This window comes from Erwinia sp. PME.40.26/001 (genome assembly GCF_055556675.1).
Genome location: NZ_JBVHNP010000001.1, coordinates 289,573 through 314,924, shown reverse-complemented (window position 1 = coordinate 314,924; position 25,352 = coordinate 289,573). Strand labels below are relative to the sequence as shown.

Here is a 25,352-nt window from a genome sequence, read left to right as displayed (position 1 = left end):
AATCAGTGACTTTTAGTCTTCTGCAGGAGGCATTTTACCTTCATGCTGAGGCTTTTCTGTCAGACGTTTCTCAAAATTCTGATTAAACTGTTTTTTCTGCTCTGGCGTCAGGACGTTATACAGCTTGTTCTGCGTTTCCAGCATCGACAGCGCGCGCGCTTTGCCGTTTGCTGACATTTCAGTCGCCTGCGCCTCGGCCTTACTGCGGTCGAAGCTGTCAGCCGCAATAATGCTGTGCACCGCACGGCGCTCTTCCAGAGAAGGACGCTTCATCTCTTTGTGCGAGGCTTTCATGATGGTGCGCATCTGCTCTTTCTGCGCATCGGTCAGATTCAGCCCTTTGAACATTTCGTGCATCCCACCGTGACGCGGTGGCTTATGCATCAGAGGTTTGTCTGCGCCCGCTGGCGGCGGCGTTAAGGTATCCGCTGCGGCATGAACGATACCCGCAGTGCCAAGAGCCAGTGTAGCGGCAACAACAAAAGAGGTTAATTTACGCATAATATTGTCCTTATAGTTCAGTCTGTGGCAATTCAGTTGTCGTGATGTCGAAAGCAAGTTTACGACGCTGAATGTCAATTACCCAGAGCCTGGGTAAAGCCCTGAAAGCATAAAAGACAGATTGACGCCAATCATGGAGAGAATGCGAAGGATTGCGTGAGGAATTGCAAAAAAATATGAATTTACAGGGGTTTGTGCAGAAACTGTGGAGAAGTGTAATACGCGTGTCCGCATAGCGAAAGGAAAAAGTGAGGGTTTATGGCGGAAAAAAGAGCAAGGGACAATGCGGCCGTCAAACGGCCGCAGCGTCAGCACCGACGCGGTTACGGCGTCGACCCCAGCGCTTCATTATGCGCGGTGTCTTCCACCAGCATCAGACCGGCACGCAGGCCGCTGGCGACGTCAGGATTCGGGAACAGAACAAACTCCTGCGCCTGCTGCACGTAATAGCGTTTGTCGCCATCTTCAGCCAGCAGGGCCCCCTGCGGAAAGGCGGTAAAGTTCAGGGTGTCGCCGCTCATGTGCAACACAAACCGGTCGGTATGCCGGGTGATCTGCTGTGAAACGCGATAGCGGCGCGGCGCGGCGGCCACTTCAGGCAGCGTCCCCCCGCTGATCAGCGCGTCCAGCGCCTGCACGGCCGCACTGAACTGACTGAGGTCGTTTTCCCCGAACGGCAGCGCCTTACCCAGCTCCAGCGTGCAGCTGGCCGCCTGGAAATGCTGGCTGCTGTAATGGGTAAATGTCCCGCCCGGGGAGCGGTGAAATACCAGCGCTTCCAGCCCGGCCGCCGCCAGCCAGTCCATAAAGGTTTCCGGCCACGGCGTATCACGCTGCGGCATGACGCCAAAGCGGGTATGGTACGAGCCTCGAATGGCCGTGTGCATATCGATATGCCAACGCACCTCTTCGTACTCTCCCGCCTGCCAGAAGTTTTCCATTGCCTGCTCAAGACGCCAGGCGCGGCGAGCTTCCGGGCAGTCTTCATACTGCTGCCAGCGACCACCGAACATCCGGTTCATGTCCCCGTGCAGATAACGTTTATTCTGCCGCAGTGCCGCCGGGTTGCCGTAGATCACCAGCAGACGGGTTAACAGCGGCCGCTCGCCGCGCAGCAGCGAGTCCACCATCTGCTCGAGGATCTCGACGGGGGCGGTCTCATTGCCGTGTACGCCCGCCGAAACCACCAGCGCCATGGATACGGTCTCAGGCGGGGTAATTTCAAGAATGCCCACGTCAATCCAGCGCCAGCTCAGATGCTCATTGCGTCCTTCTGGCTGGGCAGGGATCTGCCCGTTGAGGGTTAAGGTGAGGAAATCCTGCATTGCTACTCCTTACATCAATCGCCGTTCAGCCCTGACAGGCCGGAGAAAACCTCCGGCCCTGCGATCATCGCGTTACTGCTGAAAACGGTAAACATTGCCTAAGTTTAGCAGCTTAGTGAGCTCATCGAGAGCTTCACGTCCTTCCCGCAGCAAATGAGGGTCCGCGAGGTCGGCCTGCGACAGGCGATCGCGGTAGTGCCGCTCCACCCAGCCGTTAAGGGTGGCAAACAGCGTATCATTCATCATCACGGCCGGATTAACGGCCGCCTGCTGTGCGGCGTTCAGCACTACGCGCAGGCGCAGACAGGCCGGGCCGCCGCCGTTACACATGCTTTCGCGCAGGTCGAAGACCTTCAGTTCATCGATGGGGCCGCCGCTGGCCGCCAGCTCACTCAGATAAGACCACACGCCCGGGTGACGGCGCGCTTCATCGGGCAGAACCAGCAGCATTTTGCCGTCGGGCTTGCTTAACAGCTGGCTGTTAAACAGATAGGTCGCCACTGCATCGGCGACGCTGACGCGGTCGTCAGGGACCTCGATGGGCGTGAAGCCCGGCACCTTCTCCGCCAGCCCGGCCAGCAGCGCCGGCTGGTGTAAAAAAGCCTGCTGATGACAGAACAGGACCTGCTGATTGCTGACCGCAATGACATCGTTGTGAAAAACGCCCTGGTCAATCACCGCAGGATTTTGCTGGGCGAAAACGGTGCGCGCGGCGTCGAGCTGATGCAGACGGCTGACGGCTTCGCTGGCTTCACGGGTCTGACGTGCCGGGTAGCGAGACGGTGCCACGCTGCCGTCCATCTCGCTGCGGCCATAAACAAACAGCTGTACCCCCGCGTCACCGTAGTGCTGGCCGAAACGGTTATGGTTAGCCGCCCCTTCATCACCAAACATGGCCACCTGCGGCAGTGCATCATGCACGCTGAAGTGCTGAGGATCGCGGAATATCGCCCGCAGCAGTGCCCCGGTGGTCGGCGCCTCCATCGCGCGGTGAAATTTATTATTCAGGTTGGCAACGGTCAGGTGCACCCGGCTGTCGGCGCTGTCGGCAGAGGGCGACACCGTGGCGGCATTGGCCACCCACATGGCAGAGGCGGAACTTACGGCAGAGAGCAGCGCCGGATTCTGTTTCGCCGCCTGCGCCAGCACCTGCTCGTCGCTACCGCTGAAGCCGATCTGCCGCAGCGCATCAATGTTAGGACGCTCGTGCGGTGGGATCACTCCCTGCAGAAACCCCCTGTCCGCCAGGGCTTTCATTTTCATCAGCCCCTGAAGCGCCGCCAGCTTTGGATTAGACACCTGGTGCTGATAGCGTGTTGAAGCCTCATTACCAAAGGAGAGCCCCGCGTAATGGTGGGTCAGCCCGGGCAGACCGTCAAAATTCACTTCAAGGGCTTTCATGGCGTCTCTCCCTGCGCGCTAAAATCCAGACCCGGGGAGAGCGTGGCGGGCAGCGACAGGTCAGCCGACTCCAGCGACGCCATCGGCCAGGCGCAATAATCGGCGGCATACCAGGCGCTGGCGCGGTGGTTGCCTGAAGCGCCCACCCCGCCAAACGGTGCGGTACTGGCCGCCCCGGTCAGCGGTTTATTCCAGTTGACGATACCAGCACGCGCCTCAATCAGCAGGCGTTCAAATTTCTCACGCTGCGGTGAAATCAGCCCGCAGGCCAGCCCGTAACGGGTGTCATTAGCGATGCGGATCGCACTGTCAAAATCGTCATAGCGTATCACCGTCAGCAGCGGGCCAAAGACCTCTTCATCGGGCAGATTCTGCAGGCCAGTCACGTCAATAATACCCGGCGTCAGGATGGCACTGCTGCGCTGCGGCCACTGCATGGGCAGCAGTACCTGGCCACCAGCATCCACGCGTGCCTGCCATTCACTGAAGATTTTTTCAGCCGCCTGCAGGGAGATGACGCTGCCCATAAACGGCTGCGGTTCAGCATCCCAGCGTCCGGTACGGATGCGGGCGGCCACCTCCACCAGCCGCCGAAGAAAAGCATCCCCCGCCGCACCGCGCCGCACCAGCATTCGCCGGGCGCAGGTGCAGCGCTGTCCGGCGCTGATAAAGGCAGACTGGATAGCAATATGCACGGCCCCTTCAATATCATCGGGATCTTCCACGATCAGCGGGTTGTTACCACCCATTTCCAGAGCCAGCATTTTTTCCGGCTGACCGGCAAGCTGACGGTGTAACTGATAGCCGGTGGCCGCGCTGCCGGTAAACAGCACGCCGTCAACCTGCGGCTCTTGCGCCAGCGCCTGTCCGGTGTCCCGTCCGCCCTGCACCAGGTTGAGCACGCCATCCGGCAGTCCGGCACGCTGCCACAGCCGCACGGTCAGTTCGGCGGTCATCGGCGTCAGCTCGCTGGGTTTGAACACCACGCAGTTTCCGGCCAGCAGTGCAGGAACAATATGCCCGTTCGGCAGGTGTCCCGGGAAATTATAGGGGCCAAACACCGCCATCACCCCGTGCGGGCGGTGGCGCAGGGAGCTGTCGCCACTGCTCTGCTCCCCGGTACGGGCGTGCCAGGCGCGGACGGAGATCGCCACTTTGTTGATCATCGCCTGCACTTCAGTCTGGGTTTCCCAGCGGGGTTTACCCGTTTCGCGCGCGATGGCTTCGCTCAGTGCCACTTTGTTTTTTTCCAGCAGACCGGCGAAGGCTTCGGCAACGGCCTGACGCTCAGAGAACGGACGGCGGGCCCAGGCGGGAAACGCGGCACGCGCCGCTTCGCAGGCGGCGGTCACCTGGGCTGCGGTGGCGGTGTTACCCTGCCATAACGGCTCTCCGTCAACCGGACTGGTTTTACTCAGGATCTCACCGCCACCGGCCAGCCACTGACCATTAATACAGTGCGTCATGCTTTCTTCTCCTCGCGACAAAGTGTCACTACCCGCAGGTTGTCCCCCGGCTGGCAGCCTAAAATTTCGGCCTGGGCCGCCGTGACCGCGACGGTGTCGCGCTGTGGATCGGCAGGCAGCAGCATCACCCGGAAGTGATGATAGTTTTCATTAGAAACCAGGCACAGCGGCAACGTATCATCCTGACGCTCGCTCAGGGAGACGGCCATCAGACGGCTTTTCCGTATCGCCCGCACCCGGTCAATATCACACTCAAGGGTCGGGCCGCCGTCGAAAATATCGACGTAATTCTGGAAGTGAAAACCTTCTGCTTCCAGCACGGCCCGCGCCGGGGCGGTGTGCGGATGTACCTGGCCTATTACCGCCTTCGCCTCTTCCGACAGATAATCGATATACAGCGGATGCTTCGGCATCAGCTCGGCGATAAACGCCTTTTGCCCGGTGCCGCACAGGTAGTCAGCATCGGAAAATGACATGGAGAAAAAGCGACTTCCGACGCTGTCCCAGAAGGGTGAGCTCCCCTGCTCATCAATCACACCGCGCATTTCAGCGACCACTTTCTGCATAAAGTGCTGGCGAAAACCGGCCATAAACAGAAAGCGCGACTTGGACAGCAGATAGCCGTTTTTACCGTTGCGGTAGTCGGGATCGAGGAACAGCGTACAGAGCTCACTGCTGCCGGTGTGGTCATTACTGAGCGACAGCGTGGGCAGCATGTTGTAGACGTTCAGCTCTTTGGAGGCATGAACCTGGGTGCCTACGCGAAAGTTGTACCACGGGTCCTGCAGACCCACGGCCACTTCAATCGCACAGATGCCCACCGCTTTTTTGCTTTCACTGTCTGCCAGCACAAAAACGTATCCCTGTTCCGCATCCGGCAGTTTGCCCTGCCAGGTTAACAGCGAACGATCGATACGTGCTGACAGCGTGTCGCTGTCGGCAGGCAGCGAGGTCAGGCCCCCGCCGGTTTTCCCGGCGAGGTGCAGTAACTGCGCGAGATCGTCTCGTTCAACGGGACGAATAAACATCATACGCGGGCTCCTTCAGTGACGGCGCGGCAGGCGCGTTCGAAGCGAGCCAGCCCCTCTTCTACTTCCTGGCGGGTGATAATCAGGGAAGGCGCGAAGCGCACGACACTGGCTCCGGCGATCAGCACCATCAGGCCCTCGGCGGCGGCCGCCTGGTTGATCAGTTTGGCTTTTCCCTGGTAATCCTGATTCAGTACGCAGCCGATCAACAGCCCCAGACCGCGAATTTCGCTGAACAGCTGCAGACGCTGGTTGATCGCCGTTAAACCGTCAACAAACCACTGATGGCGTTCAGCGACCCCGGCCAGCACTTCCGGGCGATTTATTAATTCCATCACTTTACCGCCGACCGCACCGGCCAGCGGATTGCCGCCGTAGGTGGTGCCGTGGCTGCCCACATTCAGATGGGCGGCCAGGGTCTCGGTGGTCAGCATCGCCCCGATAGGGAAGCCGCCGCCCAGCGCTTTCGCCGTGGTCAGCACGTCCGGCGTCACGCCGTAGTGCATGTACGCATACAGCGAACCGGTGCGGCCGACGCCGCTCTGCACTTCGTCAAAAATCAGCAGCGCACCGTGACTGTCACACAGCTCGCGCAGGCCGCGCAGAAAGCCGGGTTCCGCCGGCACCACACCGCCTTCCCCCTGAATAGGTTCGACAATCACCGCGCAGGTCTGGTCGTTAATCAGCGCGGCGGCTGAGGTCAGATCGTTATAGACCGCATGCTCGATTCCCTGCGGTAAGGGGGCAAAATCTTTCGAATACGCTGGCTGCCCCCCGGCGGATACGGTAAACAGCGTGCGGCCGTGAAAGGCATTTTTGAACGCCACAATACCGTTTTTCTGCGGTTGCCCGTTATCCATCGCCACCTTACGCGCCAGTTTCAGCGCGGCTTCGTTAGCTTCTGCCCCGGAGTTACAGAAAAATGCCCGGTCGGCAAAGGTGGCATCGATCAGCTGTTTCGCCAGGCGCAGGATCGGTTCATTGGTATAACCATTGCCGGTGTGCCACAGCAGGGCAGCCTGCTGCTGTAAGGCGCGTTGCAGCTCGGGATGCGCATGCCCGAGCGCATTGACCGCAATACCCCCGGCAAAGTCGATGTACGACTTCCCTTCCTGATCCCACAGTGTCGAACCCTCTGCCTTTACCGGAACAAAGCTGGCCGGGGCATAGGTGGGAACAATCCATTGATCAAAATTTTCACGGGTAACTGACGGTTGCATGGCGGCCTCGTTATTCACATTACCCTGCGCAGGCAGGGTGAATTAAAAGTTTAATTAATGTTAATGAAATGATTCATTGCAGCTCTACTGTAGATTGCACACCGCGTGCCAGCCAGAGAAAAAAATGCATAAACCGGGACCAAACACCGTATATCAATAAGTTACGCAAGATCGCTATTCATCGTTAATGCATAGAAAGTGAATAACAATCTGATCAACGGGGGTTTACAGCATAATAAAAAGCAGAATTATGCAGTGGCGAAATAAAATATCGAATGTGTGATCGAAGCCGGAATTTGGTTTTAAAAAGAGGCAGTTAACGCCCTGAAAAAGGTCAGGCGCACCAGGGTGGCGCACCTGAACCGGGCATGTGGCGGTAATAAGGGAAGCGTAAGGGGGGACTGATAACCGGGCAGCAGCCCGTCCGTCAGGTCAGCCGGTAGCGACTGTCCGGGCGCGGAGTGTCTGGCAGATCCTCGTCCAGATTCATTTCACGCAGGTTGATCTCAATGTTGGTACACATGGCATCCAGCGGCAGGTGGTTAGTCGCCAGGCCGAACGGCATCTCCAGCTCTTCCGCCAGCGTATCCAGCGACAGGAAGGTATAGGCAATAAACACTGAGACCAGCGGCGTCATATAGTGCAAATCGGGCACCAGGGCAAAAGGCAGCAGCGTACAGAACAGATAAACGGTTCTGTGCAACAGCAGCCCGTAAGCGAACGGTACCGGCATGCTGGCCAGCCTTTCACACCCGCCCAGCACCTGAGAGAGCTGATTGATATTGCTGTCCATATGCATATACAGGATGTCGGAAAGATTCCCGCGACGACGCTGCTCGGCCAGCCACTGGGAGAGCTGCAGCTCAATAAAGTTGGTTGGCGAACGCCGTTTCAACACCTCCTCCGCCTCCTCCCCCAGATAGCGGCGGAGATCCTCGCGCGCGTCGCTGTGGCGCAGCTGGTGTTTCAGGCTATAGGAAAAGGCCAGCAACAGAGAGGTGACGCGCGGCGCATCGGCGGGTGAAATGGCCAGCGCAAGGCGCTGCAGCGTGCGGCAGGCGATAAGCAGGTTGCCCCAGAACATACGGGCTTCGATAAAACGACCGAAGCAGACGCTGTTACGGAACCCGAGGAACACCGCGATGGAGACCCCCAGCAGGCTGAACGGCGCCAGGGTCAGCTTAATACCCAGCGTTTCGTACCAGTCGAGACAAAAAATGGCGATCAGGGACATCAGTAAATTCAGCGACAGGCGGAACCAGATGCCCGGCAATACCGAACCGTGCCAGGCGAACAGGCGGATAAACCAGTGACTCTCAGGGCGGATGATCATGATGTGCAGTTGAATGGGATTTTCCGCAGATTGTGCAGAAAATCCCCGCGCCTGAGAAGCGGTATTTTGTGACTTTGATCACCTTTATTTCAGGGCGGCATATTGACAAAAACCCCCGATTCAGCGGTCAGCACAATCCGCTGAATTCAGGGTGCCATCAGGTCGAAACTCCCGACGTCAGCGGGCTGTAGCGTGACCGGTGGGGCCAGCTTCAGGGTGATCCAGTTAGATGTCACCCGCTGCTGCCGACTGTCTTCCAGCGTAACTGACAGATGATACTCATTGCTGGCCCCTTCACTACTGTCCCAGGCCGGGACAATAATGCTCCAGCCCTGAACACTGGCCTTCTCGGTCGGCGGTGTCAGGCTCAGGGCCTGGGTATCGCCCTGCCAGCTGACCGCCCTGATCGGGTTGCTGTTGCGCACCTGTAGCTTCAGCGCCAGGGTTTCACCCGGCTGTACCTGCCACGGAGGGGTGGCGAGGAACACTGACAGCGTTTTCCGCTGCCGGAACTCCATTACCGGTGAATTATTACGATTCACTTCATCATAGCGGCTGCCGCTGAGGGACTTCGCCGCCGCGACATTGCTGGCCGAAAGCTGCTGCCTGAGGGAGACGCCGATGCGGTAATTCATTTTTAAAGCAAACTGATCCTGTGACTCGCCGCTGTCCCCCTCTTTATGGCTGGCGGAGAGGGTAAACAGGGGCACCGGCGTATAGTTCACCCCCAGCGACACGGCCGTGGGGTTAGACATCGCATTCCCGCTGTTAAACAGGTCGACCCGCTTGCCCAGATACTGCTCATAGCTCAGGCTAACCCCGAGCTGGCGGTAAAACGGTAAATACCCCTGGGTGGTGATGTCATACCCCCGCGCCATGCGCATCTGCGAAGTGCTGTTGCGGTTTTGCCAGCCCGTCAGAGGATGGTAGTAGTTGGCAGAAAAACGCAGGTACTCGCCCCAGGCTTCCGCACCCAGCGAGCCACGCTGCTGATGAGATTCGAACAGGTCGTCGACAAACGCGTTGTAACCCACCCGCCAGCTTCCGGCGATCCAGCGCTGCCCGACGCCAGCATTGCCTACCGTGCCATAGTCGGTCTGCTGGACGCCAAGCTGGCTAAAGGTCAGATACTGATAGTTGTCCTGCCACGGCGTGAACAGCTGGGCTGAGGTGCCGTTAAAACTGCCTTCGTCATCGACCGCCAGCGACACGCTGGCCCGGCCATAGGGGGAGAGCAACTGCTCCCCCTCGCTGGCGGCACGCTGGGTGGCGGCATCACGAAACTGATTAAATGCCCACTGCCCGGCCTCTTCGCGCAGCGATCGGTCACTGTCGTTGTTCATGCTCGCTTCACCGATGCTTTTCGCCGCCTGGGCAATTTTTGCCGCCAGCCCGCTATCGGTATCAGTGATCCCCATTCCCGGCAGCTGTTGCTGCATCTGACGGAATCGGGTGGGGTCATCAAACGGCGCATCCGGGACACGCGTCGCCTGATCGAAGGCCAGCGCAGGGGCAAGCGGCAAGCCACAGAGGGCCAGGGAAAACAGCAGGAATGACGAAGGGAAAAACCCGTGGCGAAATCTGTTCATAACCTCAAAAGCAATTTTATTATCTGTGTAAGTGTGAGTTGCTTCACAAAATCATACCGATAACCTTAGCACAGAAAAAGCCGGTGAGGCGAAAAGCCGGCCGCCTGCCTGAGCGCAGCCAGCCCGGACGTTTACAGTGAACGCCAGATAGCGACGGCAATACCGCCAAACAGCAGCCATTTAATCGCGTAATAGCAGGGTTTATTCCACGCCTTCAGGCGTTTCCCCACCTTGCGCACCGCATAGAGGTATTTAAAGATGCGGTTGATGCCGCCGGTGCGGTCGCTGTCACCGTTGGGTGCCGCTGCTGCCCCTACCAGATGACGGCCAACGCAGTGATTAACCGCCTGGGTCCAGCGCCAGAGCATGGGCCGTTCGATGTCGCAAAACAGGATCAGCCGGGGCTGCCCGCTGGTGTTTTCCGCATAGTGAATGTAGGTTTCATCAAAAACCACCTCTTCGCCGTCGCGCCAGCTGTAGCGCACGCCATCGACCTCAATAAAACAGCGGTCATCATTCGGCGTGATCAGCCCCAGGTGGTAACGTAGCGACCCGGCATAGGGGTCACGATGGCGCGGCAGGCGGCTGCCGTCCGGCAGCGAGGCGAACATGGCGGCTTTCACCGAAGGCAGACGGCGCAACAGTGCCGTGGTGTGGGGGCAAAGCGCGGCCGCTGAGGGGTGCGCCTCGTCATACCATTTCAGATAAAAGCGCGTCCAGCCGGTTTTAAAGAAAGAGTTAAATCCCGCGTCGTTATAGCGATCTGACGCTTTGATCTCTTGCAGCGCGAGCAGGGCCTGCCCCTCCTCGCGAATCGTCAGCCAGTTTTCGCGCAGCGTCTTCAGCTCGGGAAATACCTCCGGGGGGAGAAAAGGCGTGGTGGGAAGGCGGGAAAATAGATACATAAAGACATTAAGAGGGGCGACAAAGGTCGAGTGATCGGCCAGCTGCCGCCAGAATCCGTAGCGGACCTTCCCTCTTAAGTGCACGTACAGTACGGTCAAAATCCAGATAACTAACACGAAATATTTCATTTTGCTCTGCCCGTCAGTTGACCGGGATCGTCCTGCTGATCCCGTCGTGAATTGTCAGCCTGCGTTGTGCGGATGAAACGAACCTTCCACCGGAAAATGCACAACAGGAGCGAGTATAATGACTTTTCAGCCGGGCAAAATGGCAGTGGCACGGAAAGGCCGGGGATCGGCTGGCAGACCGCATCAGGACATAATCAGCCCGCCGTCAACGTTGATCGTCTGCCCGGTAATATAGCGCGCATCGTCGGAGGCGAGAAACGCCACCAGCCCGGCGACATCCTCCGGCTGGCCGGCCCGTTTCAGCGGGATCCCCTGCACCCACTCGGCCATCAATTCCCCTTTGCCATATTTTTTCTCCGCGCTGCTGAGGATCTCTCCCCAGACGCGATCGTTGTAGTCCCACATTTCGCTTTCAATAATCCCGGGACAGAAGGCGTTAACCGTAATGTTCCAGGGGGCCAGCTCCTGTGACAGGCTCTGGGTAATGCCGATCACCCCCATCTTGCTGGCGGCATAGTGCGGGGTATAGATAAACCCCTGCCTTCCCTGCCCTGATGAGGTGTTGATCAGGCTACCGGACTGCTGCCTGACCATATATTTTGCCGCTTCACGGCAGCACAGCCAGACGCCGGTGGTATTCACCGCCAGAATTTTATCAAAGTCGGCTTTCGGCATTTTGTCGAAGGTATCAATGGTGATCACCCCGGCATTCTGGATCGACACATCGATGCTGCCAAACCGCGCCGCCGCCTCACGGTACAGCGCCTGTACCTGAGCTTCATCGGTGACATCGACCTGTAAGGCAAGGATCTCACTGCCCCACGTTGCCTTTATCCGATCTGCAGTGGCCAGTACACGTTCGGCATTGGACACCATGACCAGGTTCGCGCCGTCGCGGGCAAAACGTTCGGCGATACCGGCCCCGATACCGCGACAGGCTCCTGTAATGACCACGGTCTTACCACTAAAATCACGATTCATCTGCTGCTCCTTTAGATAGAATGGGGGTGACAGGCTGCCAGAGAGTGCGTTGCACTGCCGCCTGCCAGCCCAGCCAGCTCTGCTGGCAGAGGTCATGGCGCTGCGGGTCCGGCAGCCACAGATCGTGCTCGGGCATCAGCGCCAGCAGCTGCCCGTCGTTCAACTGACCCAGGGTGCGACGGGCAAGCAGCCCGGCCCCTATCGCCGACAGCTCCGGGGTGCTGCTGCGCGCCACCGGGCAGCCCAGCAGGTCCGCCTGGAACTGCATCAGCCAGGGGTTTTGCGTTGGTCCGCCGTCTACCATCAGCGTTTCCAGCCGGAAGTCTGGATGCTGGCGCATGGCCTCAATCACGTCGGCAATCTGGTAGGCGATGGCCTCCAGCGCGGCGCGGATCAGGTGCGCAGGGGTCACGCCCCGGCTCAGGCCACAGATCACACCGCGCGCCTGGTCGTCCCACCAGGGGGCACCGGTACCGGTCAGCGCCGGAACAAAACAGACACCCAAAGTAGAATCAACACTGGCGGGAAGTTCGTGCAGCGCCCGGCTGAGAACCTGCCCCTTACCGTCAGTCAGCCCGGTAGCCTGTGCCATCCACGCTACGCCATCCCCGGTATGGGGAATATTGCCTTCCAGGCCATATACCCGCCGTTCGCCGTCATGCCAGGCCACCGTGGTTGCCAGCGAGGTGATGCTGGTGTCCGGCGTATCCAGCGGGGCCATCACCGATGACCCCGTTCCGTAGGTGGCTTTGACTCCGCCCGGCGCGCCCAGTCCATGGCCGTAAAGCGCGGCGTGAGAATCGCCGACCATCGCCATCACCGGCAGGCCATCCGCAATCTCCGTCAGACCACGGGTGACGCCAAACAGGCTGCCGGAAGGGCAAATCTCAGGCAGGGCCGCGCGTGGAATGCCAAACAGGGCCAGCATCGACGCATCCCAGTCACCGCTGCGCAGGTTCAGAAGCTGAGTGCGTGCGGCATTGGAGACATCGCAGCGGAACTGCTGACCGCCGGTGAGGTTCCACAGCAGCCATGCGTCAATGGTCCCCAGACAGAGCTCACCCCTGGCCGCCCGCTGATGACCGTCCGGGGTATTGTCCAGCAGCCAGCGCATTTTCGAGGCAGAGAACAGCGGTGCCACCGGCAGTCCGGTAACGGAACGGATAAGTTCTTCCTGATGGTCACGCTTGAGCTGTTCGCAGAAGGCCCCCGAGCGGGAGCACTGCCAGGTAATCGCCGGGCCCACAGGACGCCCACTCTGACGATCCCAGCCGACGGCGGTCTCGCGCTGATTGCTGATCGCCAGCGCCGCCACGCGCTGTTCCCCGACGGTGTTAAGCACTTCCCGCAGCACCGTCAGCGACGTATTCAGCAGGATAAGCCCATCCTGTTCAACCCAGCCCGGCTGCGGCGTGGCGACGGTCAGCGGCCGCGAGGCTTTTGCCACCACCTGACCGCACGCGTCCAGCGCCACCGCTTTCACATTGCTGGTCCCTTCATCCAGGGCAACAATCATGTCTCTAGCCATGGCTGACCTCAGAGAGCGGCGCGGCCGCCTGCTTTTTTTCATGGCGACGCATCAGCACCACTTTGCTTTGCAGTTTTTGCTGGAACTGGTCGATGACCACGGCGGTGACAATCACCAGGCCCTTAATCACCATTTGCCAGAAGTCGCTGACGCCCATCATCACCATGCCATCAGCTAGGAAGACGATGACGAATGCGCCGATAATCGAGCCGGAGACGCGGCCACGTCCACCCGCCAGCGCCGTCCCGCCGAGTACCGTGGCTCCGATGGCGTCCATCTCAAACATATTACCGGTCATCGGATGCGCCGTTTGCAGCTGCGACGCCACCACCAGTCCGACCAGAGCAGCACAGAGCCCTGAGAAAGCGTAAACAAACACTTTCACTTTGATAACCGGCACCCCGGCCAGGCGGGCCGCAGGCTCATTCCCGCCGGCCGCATAAATGTAGCGGCCGAGGGGCGTTTTACGGGTGATATACAGCCCGGTCAGCAGGAAGCCCACCATCAGCCAGATCGGAAAGTAGATCCCGAGGAAGCTGCCGGAGCCAAGCAGGGAAAAGCCGGTATTGCCTAACTGCGGCACACCGACCAGGTTGGCGTAGGTGCTGCCGTCGTTAAACAGCAGCGCGGCACCGCGAGCGATATACATCATCCCGAGGGTACAGATGAACGGCGCGACGCCCAGACGGGTGATCACCGCGCCGTTGATAAAGCCGAGCAGGATGCCAAACACCGCCACCGCGAGGATCACTTCCGGTACGTTGAGAAACAGCACCTGCCCGCCCCAGATCGGTACGCCGCTGGTGAGCAGCGCACCCGCCACCATGCCGCAGATCCCGGCGACCGCCCCCACCGACAGGTCAATGCCGCCGGTGAGGATCACCAGCGTCATGCCTATCGCCAGCAGGCCGGTGATCGCCACGTGCTGGGTCATGATCAGCAGGTTAGACAGAGTGAGAAAGTTCGGCACCATCACGCTGAAAAAGCCCACCACAATCAGCAAAGCAATAAAAGTTCGGGCCTTCAGCAGGTACATATAGAGCAGATATTTTTGATTCATTTTTTCTTCCTCAGGCCCGCTTATTCATGCGGTGTTGACGCAGTGATTAACGTTTCGCGCGTGACATCAGCACGCAGGAGATCGGCTGTAATTCGCCCGTCGGCCATCACCAGAATACGGTCGGCCAGCGCCATCACCTCATCCAGCTCTGACGATGAGAACATCACGGCCAACCCTTCCTGCGCCATTTTGCCGATCAGCTGATACACGTCGGTTTTTGCCCCCACGTCGATACCGCGCGTCGGTTCATCCAGCAGCACCACTTCAGGTCCGGTCATCAGCGCCTTACCCAGCACCACTTTTTGTTGATTGCCGCCGCTCAGGGAGGTGATTGGCAGGTCGGTATCGCTGACTTTGATCGCCAGACGCTGCACCATATCGTTGACCTTTTCACTCTCCTGCTGCGGGCGCAGCAGGCCCAGCGCGCGCCGGAATCCACGCAGGCTGAGGTCGCTTAACGTCATGTTGGTTTTCACCGACATCATGCCGATCATCCCCTCGCCTTTACGATCTTCAGGCACCAGTGCAATGCCTTTTTTCAGCCGGTACTGGAAGTCCCGTTTGTCGAGACATTCGCCGTTCAGCGAAACCGTGCCGTGCTCGCAGCCCATCAGGCCGATCAGGCCTTTGAACAGCTCGGTACGCCCGGCCCCGAGCAGACCATAGATACCCACCACCTCGCCCTTGCGCAGGCTGAAGCCGACGTCATTCAGCTTGTAGCCGCCGTCCTGGCGCAGCGCGGTCAGTCCGCTGACCTCCAGCACGACCGCCCCCTGGCGGGCCGGGGCATAGTCAAACTGTTTTTTCTTGTCACCGACCATCTGCGCGATGATCCACGGCACGCTGGCATCACGCACTTCACGCTCGCTGATAAACCTCCCGTCGCGAAAAATAGTGATGTGGTCGCCAATCTCCATCAGCTCTTCCAGACGGTGCGAAATGTAGATAATGGTGACGCCACGCCGTTTCAGGGCCGCAATCACGCTGAACAGTACTTTCACTTCCGACTGGCTGAGTGCCGAGGTCGGTTCGTCCATAATCAGAACCCGGGTATCTTTTGACAGCGCACGCGCAATTTCCACCAGCTGCTGGTGACCAATGCCCAGTTCCCCGAGCGGCGCGTAAGGATCGACATCCAGCTCCAGCCGTTCCAGCAGGGCTTTCGCCAGCTGGTACTGATATTTCTCATTAATCCGGCCGCGCTGGAAAAACTCATTACCGATAAAGATGTTGTCCATCACGTTCATATTCGGGAACAGGTTCAGCTCCTGAAAAATGATGCTGATGCCGTGCTTTTCTGCCTGCTGTGTGGAGTGCAGCGAGACGGCTTCCCCCTCAAGGAAAATCTGCCCGGAAGACGGTACTTCCACCCCGGCCAGCATTTTCATCATGGTGGATTTACCGGCCCCGTTCTCCCCGATCAGCACGTTGACCTTGTTGCGATAGACGCGGTAGTTCACCTGGTCGAGTGCGGTGACACCGGGATAGAGGCGCGACACATTGCGTGTTTCAATCACCACCTCTGACGGCGCGTCGCGCTCCGGCAGCAGATCGATTTGATATTCAGCCATCATGCCCCCTCTATTTGCGTACCACGTGGGCCGGCGTGATGTCCGGCGGCGTCTGCGGAACGTCCCAGCTGCTGAAGACCCCGTCAACCTCGACGTTATCGCCCACTTTCGGCTGAAACTTTTGCACCTCCGCCGAGGCCAGGTTGTTGATGGCACGCCCGTAGTCGCCAAAAAGCACCTGATCGTTGAAGTCCTGATAGCTCACGCCTTGATAGGCGTCCCGCAGCGCGGTACCGCGGATAATCGGGCCGATCTGCACCACCACCTCCTGACCGCTGACGTCTTTCACCGTCATTTTTCCGCTGCGCGAGGTGGTGTTCACCGCCGTGACCGCCCCCTGAATTTTCACGCTGAACACGCACGGGTTTTCATCCTGACTGCGGTATCCTGAAGCCTTGCAGGCGGCATCAAAATCTTTTGCCGCGGCCAGCGATGTCATCATCTCGCCCAGCGGTTTTGCCGTGCTCACTATCTGCGGCACAATCTTTTGCTGCCAGGTAGCAGTGACGTTTGCCATCGCCGGATTGGGGGGATTTTTTAAATCGGCCAGCTCCTGCTGCGACACAATACGGCAGCCGCCAAGGGCTAAAGTGGCCATTGCCAGCCAGACTCGCCTGGACATAATGCTCTCCTTTGCGCCCCCACAGGGGCGCAGCAACATCGTGTAAAAACGTTAACTCAGGATTTGAAATTAAAGTCCTGCACTTTGTCTGCATTGCCCTGGTTGATCAGGATGCCGCGGAACATGACGCGCTGTTTTTCTGGCTTGATGCCTTTCTGCAGGAAGTTGTCGATATCCGTCACGCCCTGGGCGGCGATGGCCTGCGCCTGTAACATCACAGTGGCTTTCAGCGTCCCGGCTTTGACCGCATCGCGTTCGTCGTTGCTGCCGTCAATGCCGACCACGATCACGTCGTCACGTCCGGCAGCCTTCAGCGCGGCAATCGCCCCCAGCGCGACCGGACCGTTACCGCAGATCACCCCTTTCACATCCGGGTGTGCCTGCAGAATGCTGTCCATAATGCGTTTACCGTCGATCAGGGTACCTTTAGCATCCTGTCGGGCGATGCTTTTCATCTCCGGGTACTGATCCAGTACCTGGTGGAAGGATTTGGAGCGGGTAACGCAGTTATTGTCGGCGAGATTACAGGTCAGTTCGGCATAGCTCCCCTTCTCGCCCATCTTTTCGACGAAGACGTTGGCGACATCGGAACCTGCCTGGAAGTTGTTATGAGTGATCTGCTCCAGGGCGACGTCATCCACCGGTATTTCACGGTTAATCAGCACCACAGGAATACCCGCCTCTTTGGCTTTTTTAATGGCGGCGACGCTGGCGGTAGAGTCGGCGTTGTCGAGGATAATGCCCTGCACTTTTTTGCCGATGGCGGCATCAATCAGTTCGCTCTGCTTTTTCACATCTTCACCGTGGGACAGCACGGTGGTTTTATAGCCCAGCGCCTGAGCCTTCACATTGGCGCCTTTCGCTTCAGAGGCGTAATACGGGTTATCGAGGGAATTCACCAGGATCATAATGGTGCCTTTCTCCGCCGCAAACGCGGCATGAGAGAAGGAGCAGGCGGTCGCAACGGCTAACAGCGTTAAACGCATTTTCATATTGATGTTCTCGCAATTTGTTATGTTGTTATGTGTAGGTACAGCGTTGATTCTCAGTTTCTCTGGTCTGGGCGAAGTACTTCTTAAGTCTTACCAAATAGTGAAACCACCATCGATCATCAGATCGGCTCCGGTGATCATGTCGCTGCCGTTGCCAGCAAAAAACAGAACAGCGGCAGCAATTTCGTCCGTGTAGGCAAAGCGTCCCATCGGGATCAGCTGCTTCATCGCCTCCCCTTTTTCACCACGCCAGGCTTTCTCGCCCATCGGCGTCAGCACCACGGTCGGCGACAGGGTGTTAACGTTAATGTTGTGCGGCGCAAACTCTTTCGCCATCACTTTGGTCATCCCCAACAGCCCGGCTTTCGCTGAGGTATAGGCCACATGGTTATCAATGGCGATGGAGGCCGCCTGCGAGGCGATATTGATGATCTTTCCGCCTTTACCCGCTTTCACCATGCGTTTTGCCACCGCCTGCGAACAGAGGAATGGCCCGGTCAGATTGACAGCCACCTGCTTCTGCCACTCGGCAAATTCCGTTTCCAGTACAGGCTGCAACATCACGTAGCCCGCGCAGTTCACCAGAATGTCGATCTGTCCGTAGTGTGCTTCAACCTGTGCAATTGCCTGCTCGACAGAGTCCGGGTCGGTCACATCACACTGAACAAACTGAACGCAATCGGCGGCAAATTGCCCGGCTACCTCTGCCACTTTGCTCTGTTCAAACGCCGGGTACAGCAGCGCCAGCTTTGCGCCTTTCTCCAGCAGCATCTGGTTGCTGGCCATGGCGATCCCCCCCAGCCCGCCGGTAACGACGGCGACCTTACCGCTCAAATCGCCGTTAATGTCTACGCCGTAGCGCAGATTGACGTCATATTCGTGACTCATTTCCAGACTCTCCTTAAGCGGCAACAAGATTTTCTAACGTGGCACGCAGGCCTTCAGCATCGATGCGGAACTGGCGACGCAGGGCAGCACGACTGCTGCTGTGGGTAAATTCATACGGCGGGATACCCAGCGGAATAAAGCGCTGGCGCAAGCTGTGCTGATGCAGCAGCTCGCCGATAATGCTGCTCAGACCGCCACTCAACACATGTTCTTCCATGGTGATCACCTGACGGTGTGCGGTAATCAGCTTGATGACCGCCGCTTCGTCCAGCGGCCACAGAGAGGGCAGTGAGACGATGGTGATGCTGTCATCTTTAGCGGCCAGCGCTTCATGAGCCAGCGTCCCCAGGCAGAACACCACGGTGTCTTTACCCTGCTGTAACACCTCTGGTTTACCCGGCACAAACTGGTAATCGGCATCATGCAGCAGCGGCACTTTGTCGCTGTCCATACGGATATAAACCGGGCCTTTGTGGCTGATGGCATGGCGGGCGATGGCGCTGGCCTGGATCGCATCTGCTGGCGCGAAAATCTGCAGATTACCCATCGAGCGGGCGATAGCGATATCATTAGTACAGTGGTGGGTTGCCCCCAGTGGGCCGTAAGCAAAACCGGCATTCAGGCCGAGCATCTTCACGTTGGTTTCTGAGTAGCAGACATCATTTTTCAGCTGCTCATTCGATCGGGCAAACAGGAATGGGGCCGCATTAGCGGTAAAGACGGTGCGGCCGCTCAGTGCCACTCCCGCCGCCATTCCCACCATGTTCTGTTCGGCAATGCCGACGTTGATCACCCGGTCCGGGAAGGCTTTTTCAAACGGGGCAATTTTTGACGTAGAGGTGGAGTCGGCCACCATCACGCTGAGGTCTGCTCCCTCATTCTGGGCTTGCACCAGCGTAGCAATCACGGCGTCGCGTAAGTCTTGCATGATTAATCCTCCAGCTCGGCCAGCCCAAGGGCCAGCTGTTCATCGTCAGGGACGGCGTGATGCCAGGCCGGGACATTGGCCATAAAGGAGATACCGTGCCCTTTTTCGGTATTGGCTAAAATAACGCGGGGTTTGCCGATGCCCGGCTGGTTCACGGCCGCCGCTATCGCTGCGGGATCGTGGCCGTTGCACTCCAGCACTTCAAAACCAAAGGCCAGCCATTTATCGGCCAGCGGCTCCAGCGGCATGATGTCCTCGGTTTTACCGGCCAGTTGCAGGCGGTTGCGATCAACAATCGCCACCAGATTTTCCAGCCTGAATTTGCTGGCTGACATGGCGGCTTCCCAGTTCGACCCCTCTGCCAGCTCGCCGTCGCCCAGCAGCACAAAGGCCCGACGATGGGCGCGGCCAGAGAGTTTGTTTCCCAGGGCCAGGCCGACACCAATCGACAGCCCGTGACCTAATCCTCCGGAGTTGATTTCCACCAGTTCAGGCAGCTTCTGGTGGATGGGGTGCCCCGCCAGTAGCGTATCGTCGCCCATAAACTGGTCGAGGATGGCCGGGTCAATGAGCCCCATCGCCGCTGCGCTGCAGTAAAGCCCGCCGGCCCCGTGGCCTTTTGACAGGATGAAGCGATCCTGATCCGGACGCGGACGGCTGCGATCCATCACTGCCATAAACAGGGTGCAGATGATATCCACCTCCGAGAGGTCGGCACCGGTGTGACCTTTACCTGCCCGATGATTCATTTGCAGTACGTAGCGCCGGGCCTGGCGTGCCGTCTGTTTGATTGCCTGAAAGTCCATCATTACCTCTTCATCTGTGACGCCGCGGGCGGGATAGCGTACTGATATGACAGTCTGCTGCGGCAATTTCGTTTTCGAATAAAAATATACGCTATCGTTTATTATCATATTGTGGGGTGGATCATATTTCAAACAAAAGCATAAAAAAGAAACAACACCTTATAAATCAATAAAATAACCACTGAAGGTGACAATGCCTATTGGTTCTGGAATGTTAAAAGCCAGTTAAATCAACAAAATGAGCAATACAGACTTTCATTCGAAAATGAAAGGTCCATTTCGCTGTTCTCGCAATTGCTCCGGTCGGGGGTTACTATTTAGCGCAGCAGCCCGGCTGGTGGCCCTGCGACCCGCTTTCAGGTAAAGGGAGTGACTGACATGAAAAACAAAAATGAACAGCTGGCTGATATGCAGCAGCGGCGGGAAAAAATCCTGGAGATGATCCGTGAGGATGGCACCGTCACGGTGAAAAGACTGAAAGAGACGTTCGGCCTGACAGAGGCGACGCTGCGCACAGACCTGCGGATGTTACAGAAAGAGGGGCACGTGCAGCGCTATCACGGCGGCGCAACGCTGATGACAGGCAAGCAAAATACCGGCGCGCTGCTGCTGGAACGGCAGACCCATCTGGAGGCGAAAGATGCCATTGGCCGGCTGGCTGCCCGGCATATCGAAAACGGCGATACGGTGATTTTCGATTCCGGCACCACTACCACCGCTATCGCCAATCATATGGCACACATCCGGCGGCTGTCGGTGGTCACTAATGCGGTCAATATCGCCCTGAAGCTGGGCGGGGAGCCGGGGATCAATATTCTGCTCACCGGCGGAACCTTTAAGTTTCCGACGCTCTCCACCTCGGGTGAAAAAGCGGCCAGCTTTTTTGAAAACGTGCTGGCAGAAAAGCTGTTTCTGGCGACGGCCTGTATCTCCCCCCGCCTGGGCCTCAGCTTCCCCAGTGAAACCGATATCAAAGTGAAAAGTGCGATGATCCATTCAGCCAGCACCGTTTATGTGGTGGCCGATTCCAGCAAAATCGACAAAGTCTCGATGTTTGCGCTGCCGTGCGAGTGGAGCAAAATCCACTATCTGATCACCGACAGCGGCATCAGTCAGGCGTCAATTGCGGCCTTTGAAGCGCTGGGGATCACCGTGCTGGTGGCTGCCTGAACGGCATCCGGGTGATAAAGACTCACGACGTCGCCCACAATTAACAGACTCGGCGACTTCGGCCGGTGTAAGGCCACGGTCTGCGCCAGCCGGTCGAGGCGGGTGATCAGGGTGCGCTGGTCTGCCCGCGTTCCCCGCTCGACAATCGCCACCGGGGTACCGGCATCACGCCCGGACAGGATCAGCTGTTCGCTTAAGGCTTCACACCAGGTCAGCCCCATATAAAACACCAGTGTCTGACGTGCGTCGCGCAGGCTCTCCCAGTCCAGTCGCGGCTTACCGTCGCGCCCGTGACCGGTAATAAAGCGCACCGACTGGGCCAGATCGCGGTGAGTCAGCGGGATGCCGCTGGCGGCAGCACAGCCGGTGGCAGCGGTAATACCGGGCACAATATGGCAGGTTACCCCGGCTTTTTGCAGCCACAGCATCTCCTCACCGCCCCGGCCGAAGATAAAGGGATCGCCCCCTTTCAGCCGGACAACCTGCCGCCCGGCACAGGCCAGATCTTCCAGCAGCTGGTTAATCTGCGACTGTTTCATCCCGTGGAAGCCCGGCGTTTTTCCGACGTCGATGCTCAGCGCACCCGCCGGGATCAGCGCAAGGATCTCCGGGCTGACCAGGCGGTCAAAGATGACGACCTCTGCCTGTTCAATCAGGCGCAGCGCGCGAACCGTCAGCAGATCAACGGCCCCCGGCCCGGCCCCTACCAGCCATACGGCCCCCTGCTGGCCGGGAACCGCCTTCCCGGCCAGCAGTTTATCAAGAGAAGGAATTTTCGCAGTCATCGGTTACCCTCAAGCGGTGATCGTTTTTGCGGCCTGCACCAGCGGCGTGCTGGCGACCCAGACCTGTCCCTGTTCCACTTTCACCGGCCAGCAGCGCTGTGAGAGGGCCGGATTATCCAGGCTCTGCCCGTCACGCAGGCGGAAACGCTGTTTGTACAACGGCGAGATCACCAGCGCATCACCGCCGCTGTCCCCGAGCAGACCGCGCGACAGCACGTTAGCCCCGGTTCCCGGCTCAAGATCGTCCAGCGCGTAAACCTGATCGTCGAGACGGAACAGCGCAATCGGCTGTGAGCCCAGCCGTGCGCCAATCCCTGCCTGCGGTGGAATGTCCTCGATCTGGCAGACGGCATTCCACAGTGAGGTGGGTTGCACCTCGTTAACCGAGCGGCGGAACAGCGCCACGCGATCGGGGCTGGCCAGCGTGGTCTGCCATTCACACTGGTAGCTGTCGACCACGCGCTGCATGTCCGCTTCCAGCTCGGCGGCCACGCCGAGGACGTCATCAATCACCACCTGACGCAGATACGTCAGACCCCCTTCGAGGTTATCCATCCACACGCTGGTGCGCTGCAGGCGGTCAGCGGTACGGATGTAAAACATCAGCAGGCGGTCGACGTAGCACAACAGGGTTTCATCATCCAGATCGCTGGCAAACAGATCGGCATGACGCGGTTTCATTCCCCCGTTGCCACAGACATAGAGGTTCCAGCCTTTGTCGGTGGCAATCACCCCAATGTCTTTACTCTGGGCTTCGGAACACTCACGCGTGCAGCCGGACACCGCCATTTTGATTTTGTGCGGCGAGCGCAGGCCCTTGTAGCGGTTCTCCAGGCGGGCGGCAAACCCCGTAGAATCCTGAACACCGTAGCGGCACCAGGTGGAGCCCACGCAGGACTTCACGGTGCGCAGCGATTTGCCATAGGCGTGGCCGGTTTCAAACCCGGCGGCCAGCAGCTTCTGCCAGATTTCGGGCAACTGCTCCAGCTGGGCACCAAACAGGTCGATACGCTGTCCCCCGGTCACTTTGCAGTACAGGCCATATTCTCGGGCGATCTCACCAATAGCGATCAGCCCTTCCGCGCTGACCTCACCGGCGGGCATCCTTGGTACTACCGAGTAGGTACCGTCCTTTTGAATATTGGCAAAATAGCGATCGTTGGTGTCCTGCAGCGGCAGCAGGGCCGGCGTCAGCAGATACTCGTTCCAGCAGGAGGCCAGCATCGACCCCACCAGCGGTTTGCAAATCTCACAGCCGCTGCCGTGTCCGTGTTTCGCCAGCAGCTGTTCGAAGCTTTTGATCTGGCCGACGCGGATCAGCGAATAAAGCTCCTGGCGCGACCACGGGAAGTGCTCACAGATGTCTTTCTTCACCTCCACGCCCAGGTCTGCCAGCTGGAACTCCATCACCTGTTTGACCAGCGCGGCACATCCTCCGCAGCCGGTTGCAGCTTTGGTGCTGGCCTTCAGCGAGGCCATATCACTGCAACCGGCTTTGACTGCGGCGCAGATATCCCCTTTGGTCACGTTATGGCAGGAGCAGACCTGCGCACTGTCCGGCAGTGCCGCCACGCCCAGGGCTTTCGTCGGCGCGCCGGCGCTTTGCGGCAGGATCAGAGTTTCCGGTGCATCCGGCAGGGCCATGCCGTTGAGCATCAACTGCAGCAGAAGGCTGTATTCACTGCTGTCCCCGACCAGCACGCCACCGAGCAGCGTTTTACCGTCGGCGGAAACCACAATCTTTTTATAAATTTCATGGGGTTCACTGGTCCAGTAATAGCTCTGGCTGCCCGGGGTCGCCCCGTGGGCATCGCCCATGGAGGCCACTTCCACCCCCAGCAGTTTGAGTTTGGTACTCATGTCTGCACCGCTAAAGGCGGCCGCTTCCCCGGCCAGGTTCGCGGCCAGCACACGTGCCATCTGGTAACCCGGGGCGACCAGGCCATACAGATTGTCCTGCCAGGCGGCACATTCACCGATGGCGCTGACGGCGGGATCGGAGGTACGGCAGCCGTCATCAATCACCACGCCCCCGCGCCGGCCCAGCGTCAGCCCGGCTGAGGCCGCCAGGTGGTCGCGCGGGCGGATACCCGCCGAAAACAGCACCAGATCCGTTTCCAGCTCGCTGCCATCGGCAAAATTGAGCCGCAGCGTACCGTCTTGCTGCACGTCAATACTCTGGCTTGCCTTGCCGGTCAGTACCTTCACCCCGAGCGCTTCGATCTTACGGCGCAGCATCCCGGCACCGCCCTCATCCAGCTGTACCGCCATCAGGCGGGGAGAGAGTTCCACCACCGCCGTTTCCAGCCCCAGCGTCTTCAGCGCATTGGCCGCTTCCAGGCCCAGCAGTCCGCCGCCGATCACCACCCCGCGTTTTGCCATAGCAGCCTTTGCCGCCAGCGCATCCAGGTCGTCGAGGGTGCGATACACAAAGCAGGATGCGTGCTCACTCCCCGGGATGGGGGGCACAAACGGGCTGGAGCCGGTGGCCAGCACCAGCCGATCGTAACCCTGTACGCGCCCGTCGGCTTCACGCACCTGCTGCTGCTGCCGATCGATAGCCACGATCTGACGACCGGTTCGCAGCTGTATGCCGTTCTGTTGCATAAACCCTGGCGGCACCAGCGACAGTTCGGCGTGCCCCTTACCGGCAAAGTATTCCGACAAGTGGACGCGGTCATAGGCGACATAGCGCTCCTCACCGTACACCACTATCTGGAACTGCTGATGCAGCCCTCTGCTGACCATCTGCTCCAGGAAGTGCTGGCCGACCATGCCATGCCCGATCACCACCAGCGTGGGTTTACCGGCGGCTTCTGCCGTCTTGCCGGTGGTGGGTACTCTGCTCTGTGCATTGCTCATCATTGTCACTCCCTGAAAAACTCCAAAAAAAAAGCGCCCACCCCCATGCGTAATGCATGTGGCTGGACGCCGTTATCCAACGAGGGGTTACACCGCCATTGGCGAAACCGCTCCGTTTTATGTTGTCTTGCCTGTGGCAAGTGCTGCGCCAGAACGCGCTACGCTAAAGCGTCTCTGTTCTGGCGGTCTTGTACTCCCTCAGGACGGGCTGACCCGCTGTCAGCCGCAGATTCCACTGACTGGCACGCCGTGGTGAAGTCGC

The 25,352-nt window shown here is 58.9% G+C and carries 20 protein-coding genes and 1 pseudogene; 1 reads left to right on the top strand and 20 read right to left on the bottom strand.

Annotation, left to right across the window (positions count from 1 at the left end):
• Nucleotides 1-12: 12 nt before the first annotated feature.
• From spy to ACZ3HG_RS01685, 18 genes are all read right to left on the bottom strand, one after another.
• Nucleotides 13-501, bottom strand: coding sequence for an ATP-independent periplasmic protein-refolding chaperone Spy (gene spy, locus ACZ3HG_RS01770; protein ID WP_465331582.1), 489 nt, complete (start codon nucleotides 499-501; stop codon nucleotides 13-15).
• A gap of 323 nt (nucleotides 502-824) precedes the next feature.
• Nucleotides 825-1,826: a succinylglutamate desuccinylase gene (gene astE, locus ACZ3HG_RS01765; protein WP_191932151.1), complete on the bottom strand. Its 1,002-nt coding sequence runs from the start codon at nucleotides 1,824-1,826 to the stop codon at nucleotides 825-827.
• A gap of 72 nt (nucleotides 1,827-1,898) precedes the next feature.
• Nucleotides 1,899-3,227 (bottom strand): N-succinylarginine dihydrolase, encoded by a 1,329-nt coding sequence (astB, locus tag ACZ3HG_RS01760; RefSeq protein ID WP_191935981.1) that lies wholly within the window; start codon nucleotides 3,225-3,227, stop codon nucleotides 1,899-1,901.
• Entirely contained in the window at nucleotides 3,224-4,693 is a 1,470-nt protein-coding gene (gene astD, locus ACZ3HG_RS01755; protein WP_191932149.1) for a succinylglutamate-semialdehyde dehydrogenase, read from the bottom strand. The genes astB and astD overlap by 4 nt, the downstream gene beginning before the upstream one ends.
• On the bottom strand, nucleotides 4,690-5,724 hold the full coding sequence (gene astA / locus ACZ3HG_RS01750) for an arginine N-succinyltransferase (RefSeq protein WP_191932148.1): 1,035 nt from the start codon (nucleotides 5,722-5,724) through the stop codon (nucleotides 4,690-4,692). The genes astD and astA overlap by 4 nt, the downstream gene beginning before the upstream one ends.
• Nucleotides 5,721-6,941: an aspartate aminotransferase family protein gene (locus ACZ3HG_RS01745; protein WP_191932147.1), complete on the bottom strand. Its 1,221-nt coding sequence runs from the start codon at nucleotides 6,939-6,941 to the stop codon at nucleotides 5,721-5,723. Before ACZ3HG_RS01745 ends, astA begins: the two co-directional genes overlap by 4 nt.
• Nucleotides 6,942-7,368: 427 nt before the next feature.
• Nucleotides 7,369-8,274: a bestrophin family protein gene (locus tag ACZ3HG_RS01740; protein WP_191932146.1), complete on the bottom strand. Its 906-nt coding sequence runs from the start codon at nucleotides 8,272-8,274 to the stop codon at nucleotides 7,369-7,371.
• Nucleotides 8,275-8,420: 146 nt separating this feature from the next.
• On the bottom strand, nucleotides 8,421-9,863 hold the full coding sequence (locus ACZ3HG_RS01735; RefSeq protein WP_191935983.1) for a YchO/YchP family invasin: 1,443 nt from the start codon (nucleotides 9,861-9,863) through the stop codon (nucleotides 8,421-8,423).
• Between the two features lie 131 nt (nucleotides 9,864-9,994).
• Nucleotides 9,995-10,897 carry a lipid A hydroxylase LpxO gene (lpxO, locus tag ACZ3HG_RS01730; protein ID WP_465331579.1) on the bottom strand — a complete coding sequence of 301 codons (903 nt, stop codon included), beginning with the start codon at nucleotides 10,895-10,897 and terminating at the stop codon, nucleotides 9,995-9,997.
• A 183-nt stretch (nucleotides 10,898-11,080) separates the two neighbouring features.
• The gene (locus tag ACZ3HG_RS01725; RefSeq protein WP_191932143.1) at nucleotides 11,081-11,878 is read right to left on the bottom strand and encodes an SDR family oxidoreductase; all 798 of its coding nucleotides are present in this window, start codon (nucleotides 11,876-11,878) and stop codon (nucleotides 11,081-11,083) included.
• Nucleotides 11,868-13,406, bottom strand: a complete 1,539-nt coding sequence (locus tag ACZ3HG_RS01720; RefSeq protein WP_465331576.1) for an FGGY family carbohydrate kinase — start codon at nucleotides 13,404-13,406, stop codon at nucleotides 11,868-11,870. The genes ACZ3HG_RS01725 and ACZ3HG_RS01720 overlap by 11 nt, the downstream gene beginning before the upstream one ends.
• A complete protein-coding gene (locus ACZ3HG_RS01715; protein ID WP_191935985.1) occupies nucleotides 13,399-14,466 on the bottom strand; it encodes an ABC transporter permease in 1,068 nt (355 codons plus the stop codon). Before ACZ3HG_RS01715 ends, ACZ3HG_RS01720 begins: the two co-directional genes overlap by 8 nt.
• A 20-nt stretch (nucleotides 14,467-14,486) precedes the next feature.
• Nucleotides 14,487-16,037, bottom strand: coding sequence for a sugar ABC transporter ATP-binding protein (locus ACZ3HG_RS01710; protein WP_191932140.1), 1,551 nt, complete (start codon nucleotides 16,035-16,037; stop codon nucleotides 14,487-14,489).
• 10 nt (nucleotides 16,038-16,047) lie between these two features.
• Complete coding sequence (locus tag ACZ3HG_RS01705; protein ID WP_191932139.1) at nucleotides 16,048-16,659, bottom strand: DUF2291 family protein; 612 nt, start codon at nucleotides 16,657-16,659, stop codon at nucleotides 16,048-16,050.
• 56 nt (nucleotides 16,660-16,715) lie between these two features.
• Nucleotides 16,716-17,651 (bottom strand): D-ribose ABC transporter substrate-binding protein, encoded by a 936-nt coding sequence (locus tag ACZ3HG_RS01700; protein ID WP_191932138.1) that lies wholly within the window; start codon nucleotides 17,649-17,651, stop codon nucleotides 16,716-16,718.
• 90 nt (nucleotides 17,652-17,741) lie between these two features.
• A complete protein-coding gene (locus ACZ3HG_RS01695; RefSeq protein WP_465331573.1) occupies nucleotides 17,742-18,539 on the bottom strand; it encodes a GolD/DthD family dehydrogenase in 798 nt (265 codons plus the stop codon).
• Between the two features lie 13 nt (nucleotides 18,540-18,552).
• Nucleotides 18,553-19,467, bottom strand: coding sequence for a transketolase family protein (locus tag ACZ3HG_RS01690; protein ID WP_191932136.1), 915 nt, complete (start codon nucleotides 19,465-19,467; stop codon nucleotides 18,553-18,555).
• Between the two features lie 2 nt (nucleotides 19,468-19,469).
• Nucleotides 19,470-20,273 carry a transketolase gene (locus ACZ3HG_RS01685; protein WP_191933075.1) on the bottom strand — a complete coding sequence of 268 codons (804 nt, stop codon included), beginning with the start codon at nucleotides 20,271-20,273 and terminating at the stop codon, nucleotides 19,470-19,472.
• Between the two features lie 378 nt (nucleotides 20,274-20,651).
• On the opposite strand from ACZ3HG_RS01685, the gene ACZ3HG_RS01680 reads away from it, so the two are divergent.
• Nucleotides 20,652-21,443, top strand: a complete 792-nt coding sequence (locus ACZ3HG_RS01680; protein ID WP_191932135.1) for a DeoR/GlpR family DNA-binding transcription regulator — start codon at nucleotides 20,652-20,654, stop codon at nucleotides 21,441-21,443.
• Here ACZ3HG_RS01680 and cobA read toward each other — a convergent pair.
• Complete coding sequence (gene cobA / locus ACZ3HG_RS01675; protein ID WP_465331570.1) at nucleotides 21,386-22,228, bottom strand: uroporphyrinogen-III C-methyltransferase; 843 nt, start codon at nucleotides 22,226-22,228, stop codon at nucleotides 21,386-21,388. The genes ACZ3HG_RS01680 and cobA overlap by 58 nt on opposite strands.
• A gap of 9 nt (nucleotides 22,229-22,237) precedes the next feature.
• Nucleotides 22,238-25,042: pseudogene (gene nirB, locus ACZ3HG_RS01670) on the bottom strand (nitrite reductase large subunit NirB); the annotation flags it as partial.
• Between the last annotated feature and the right edge of the window lie 310 nt (nucleotides 25,043-25,352).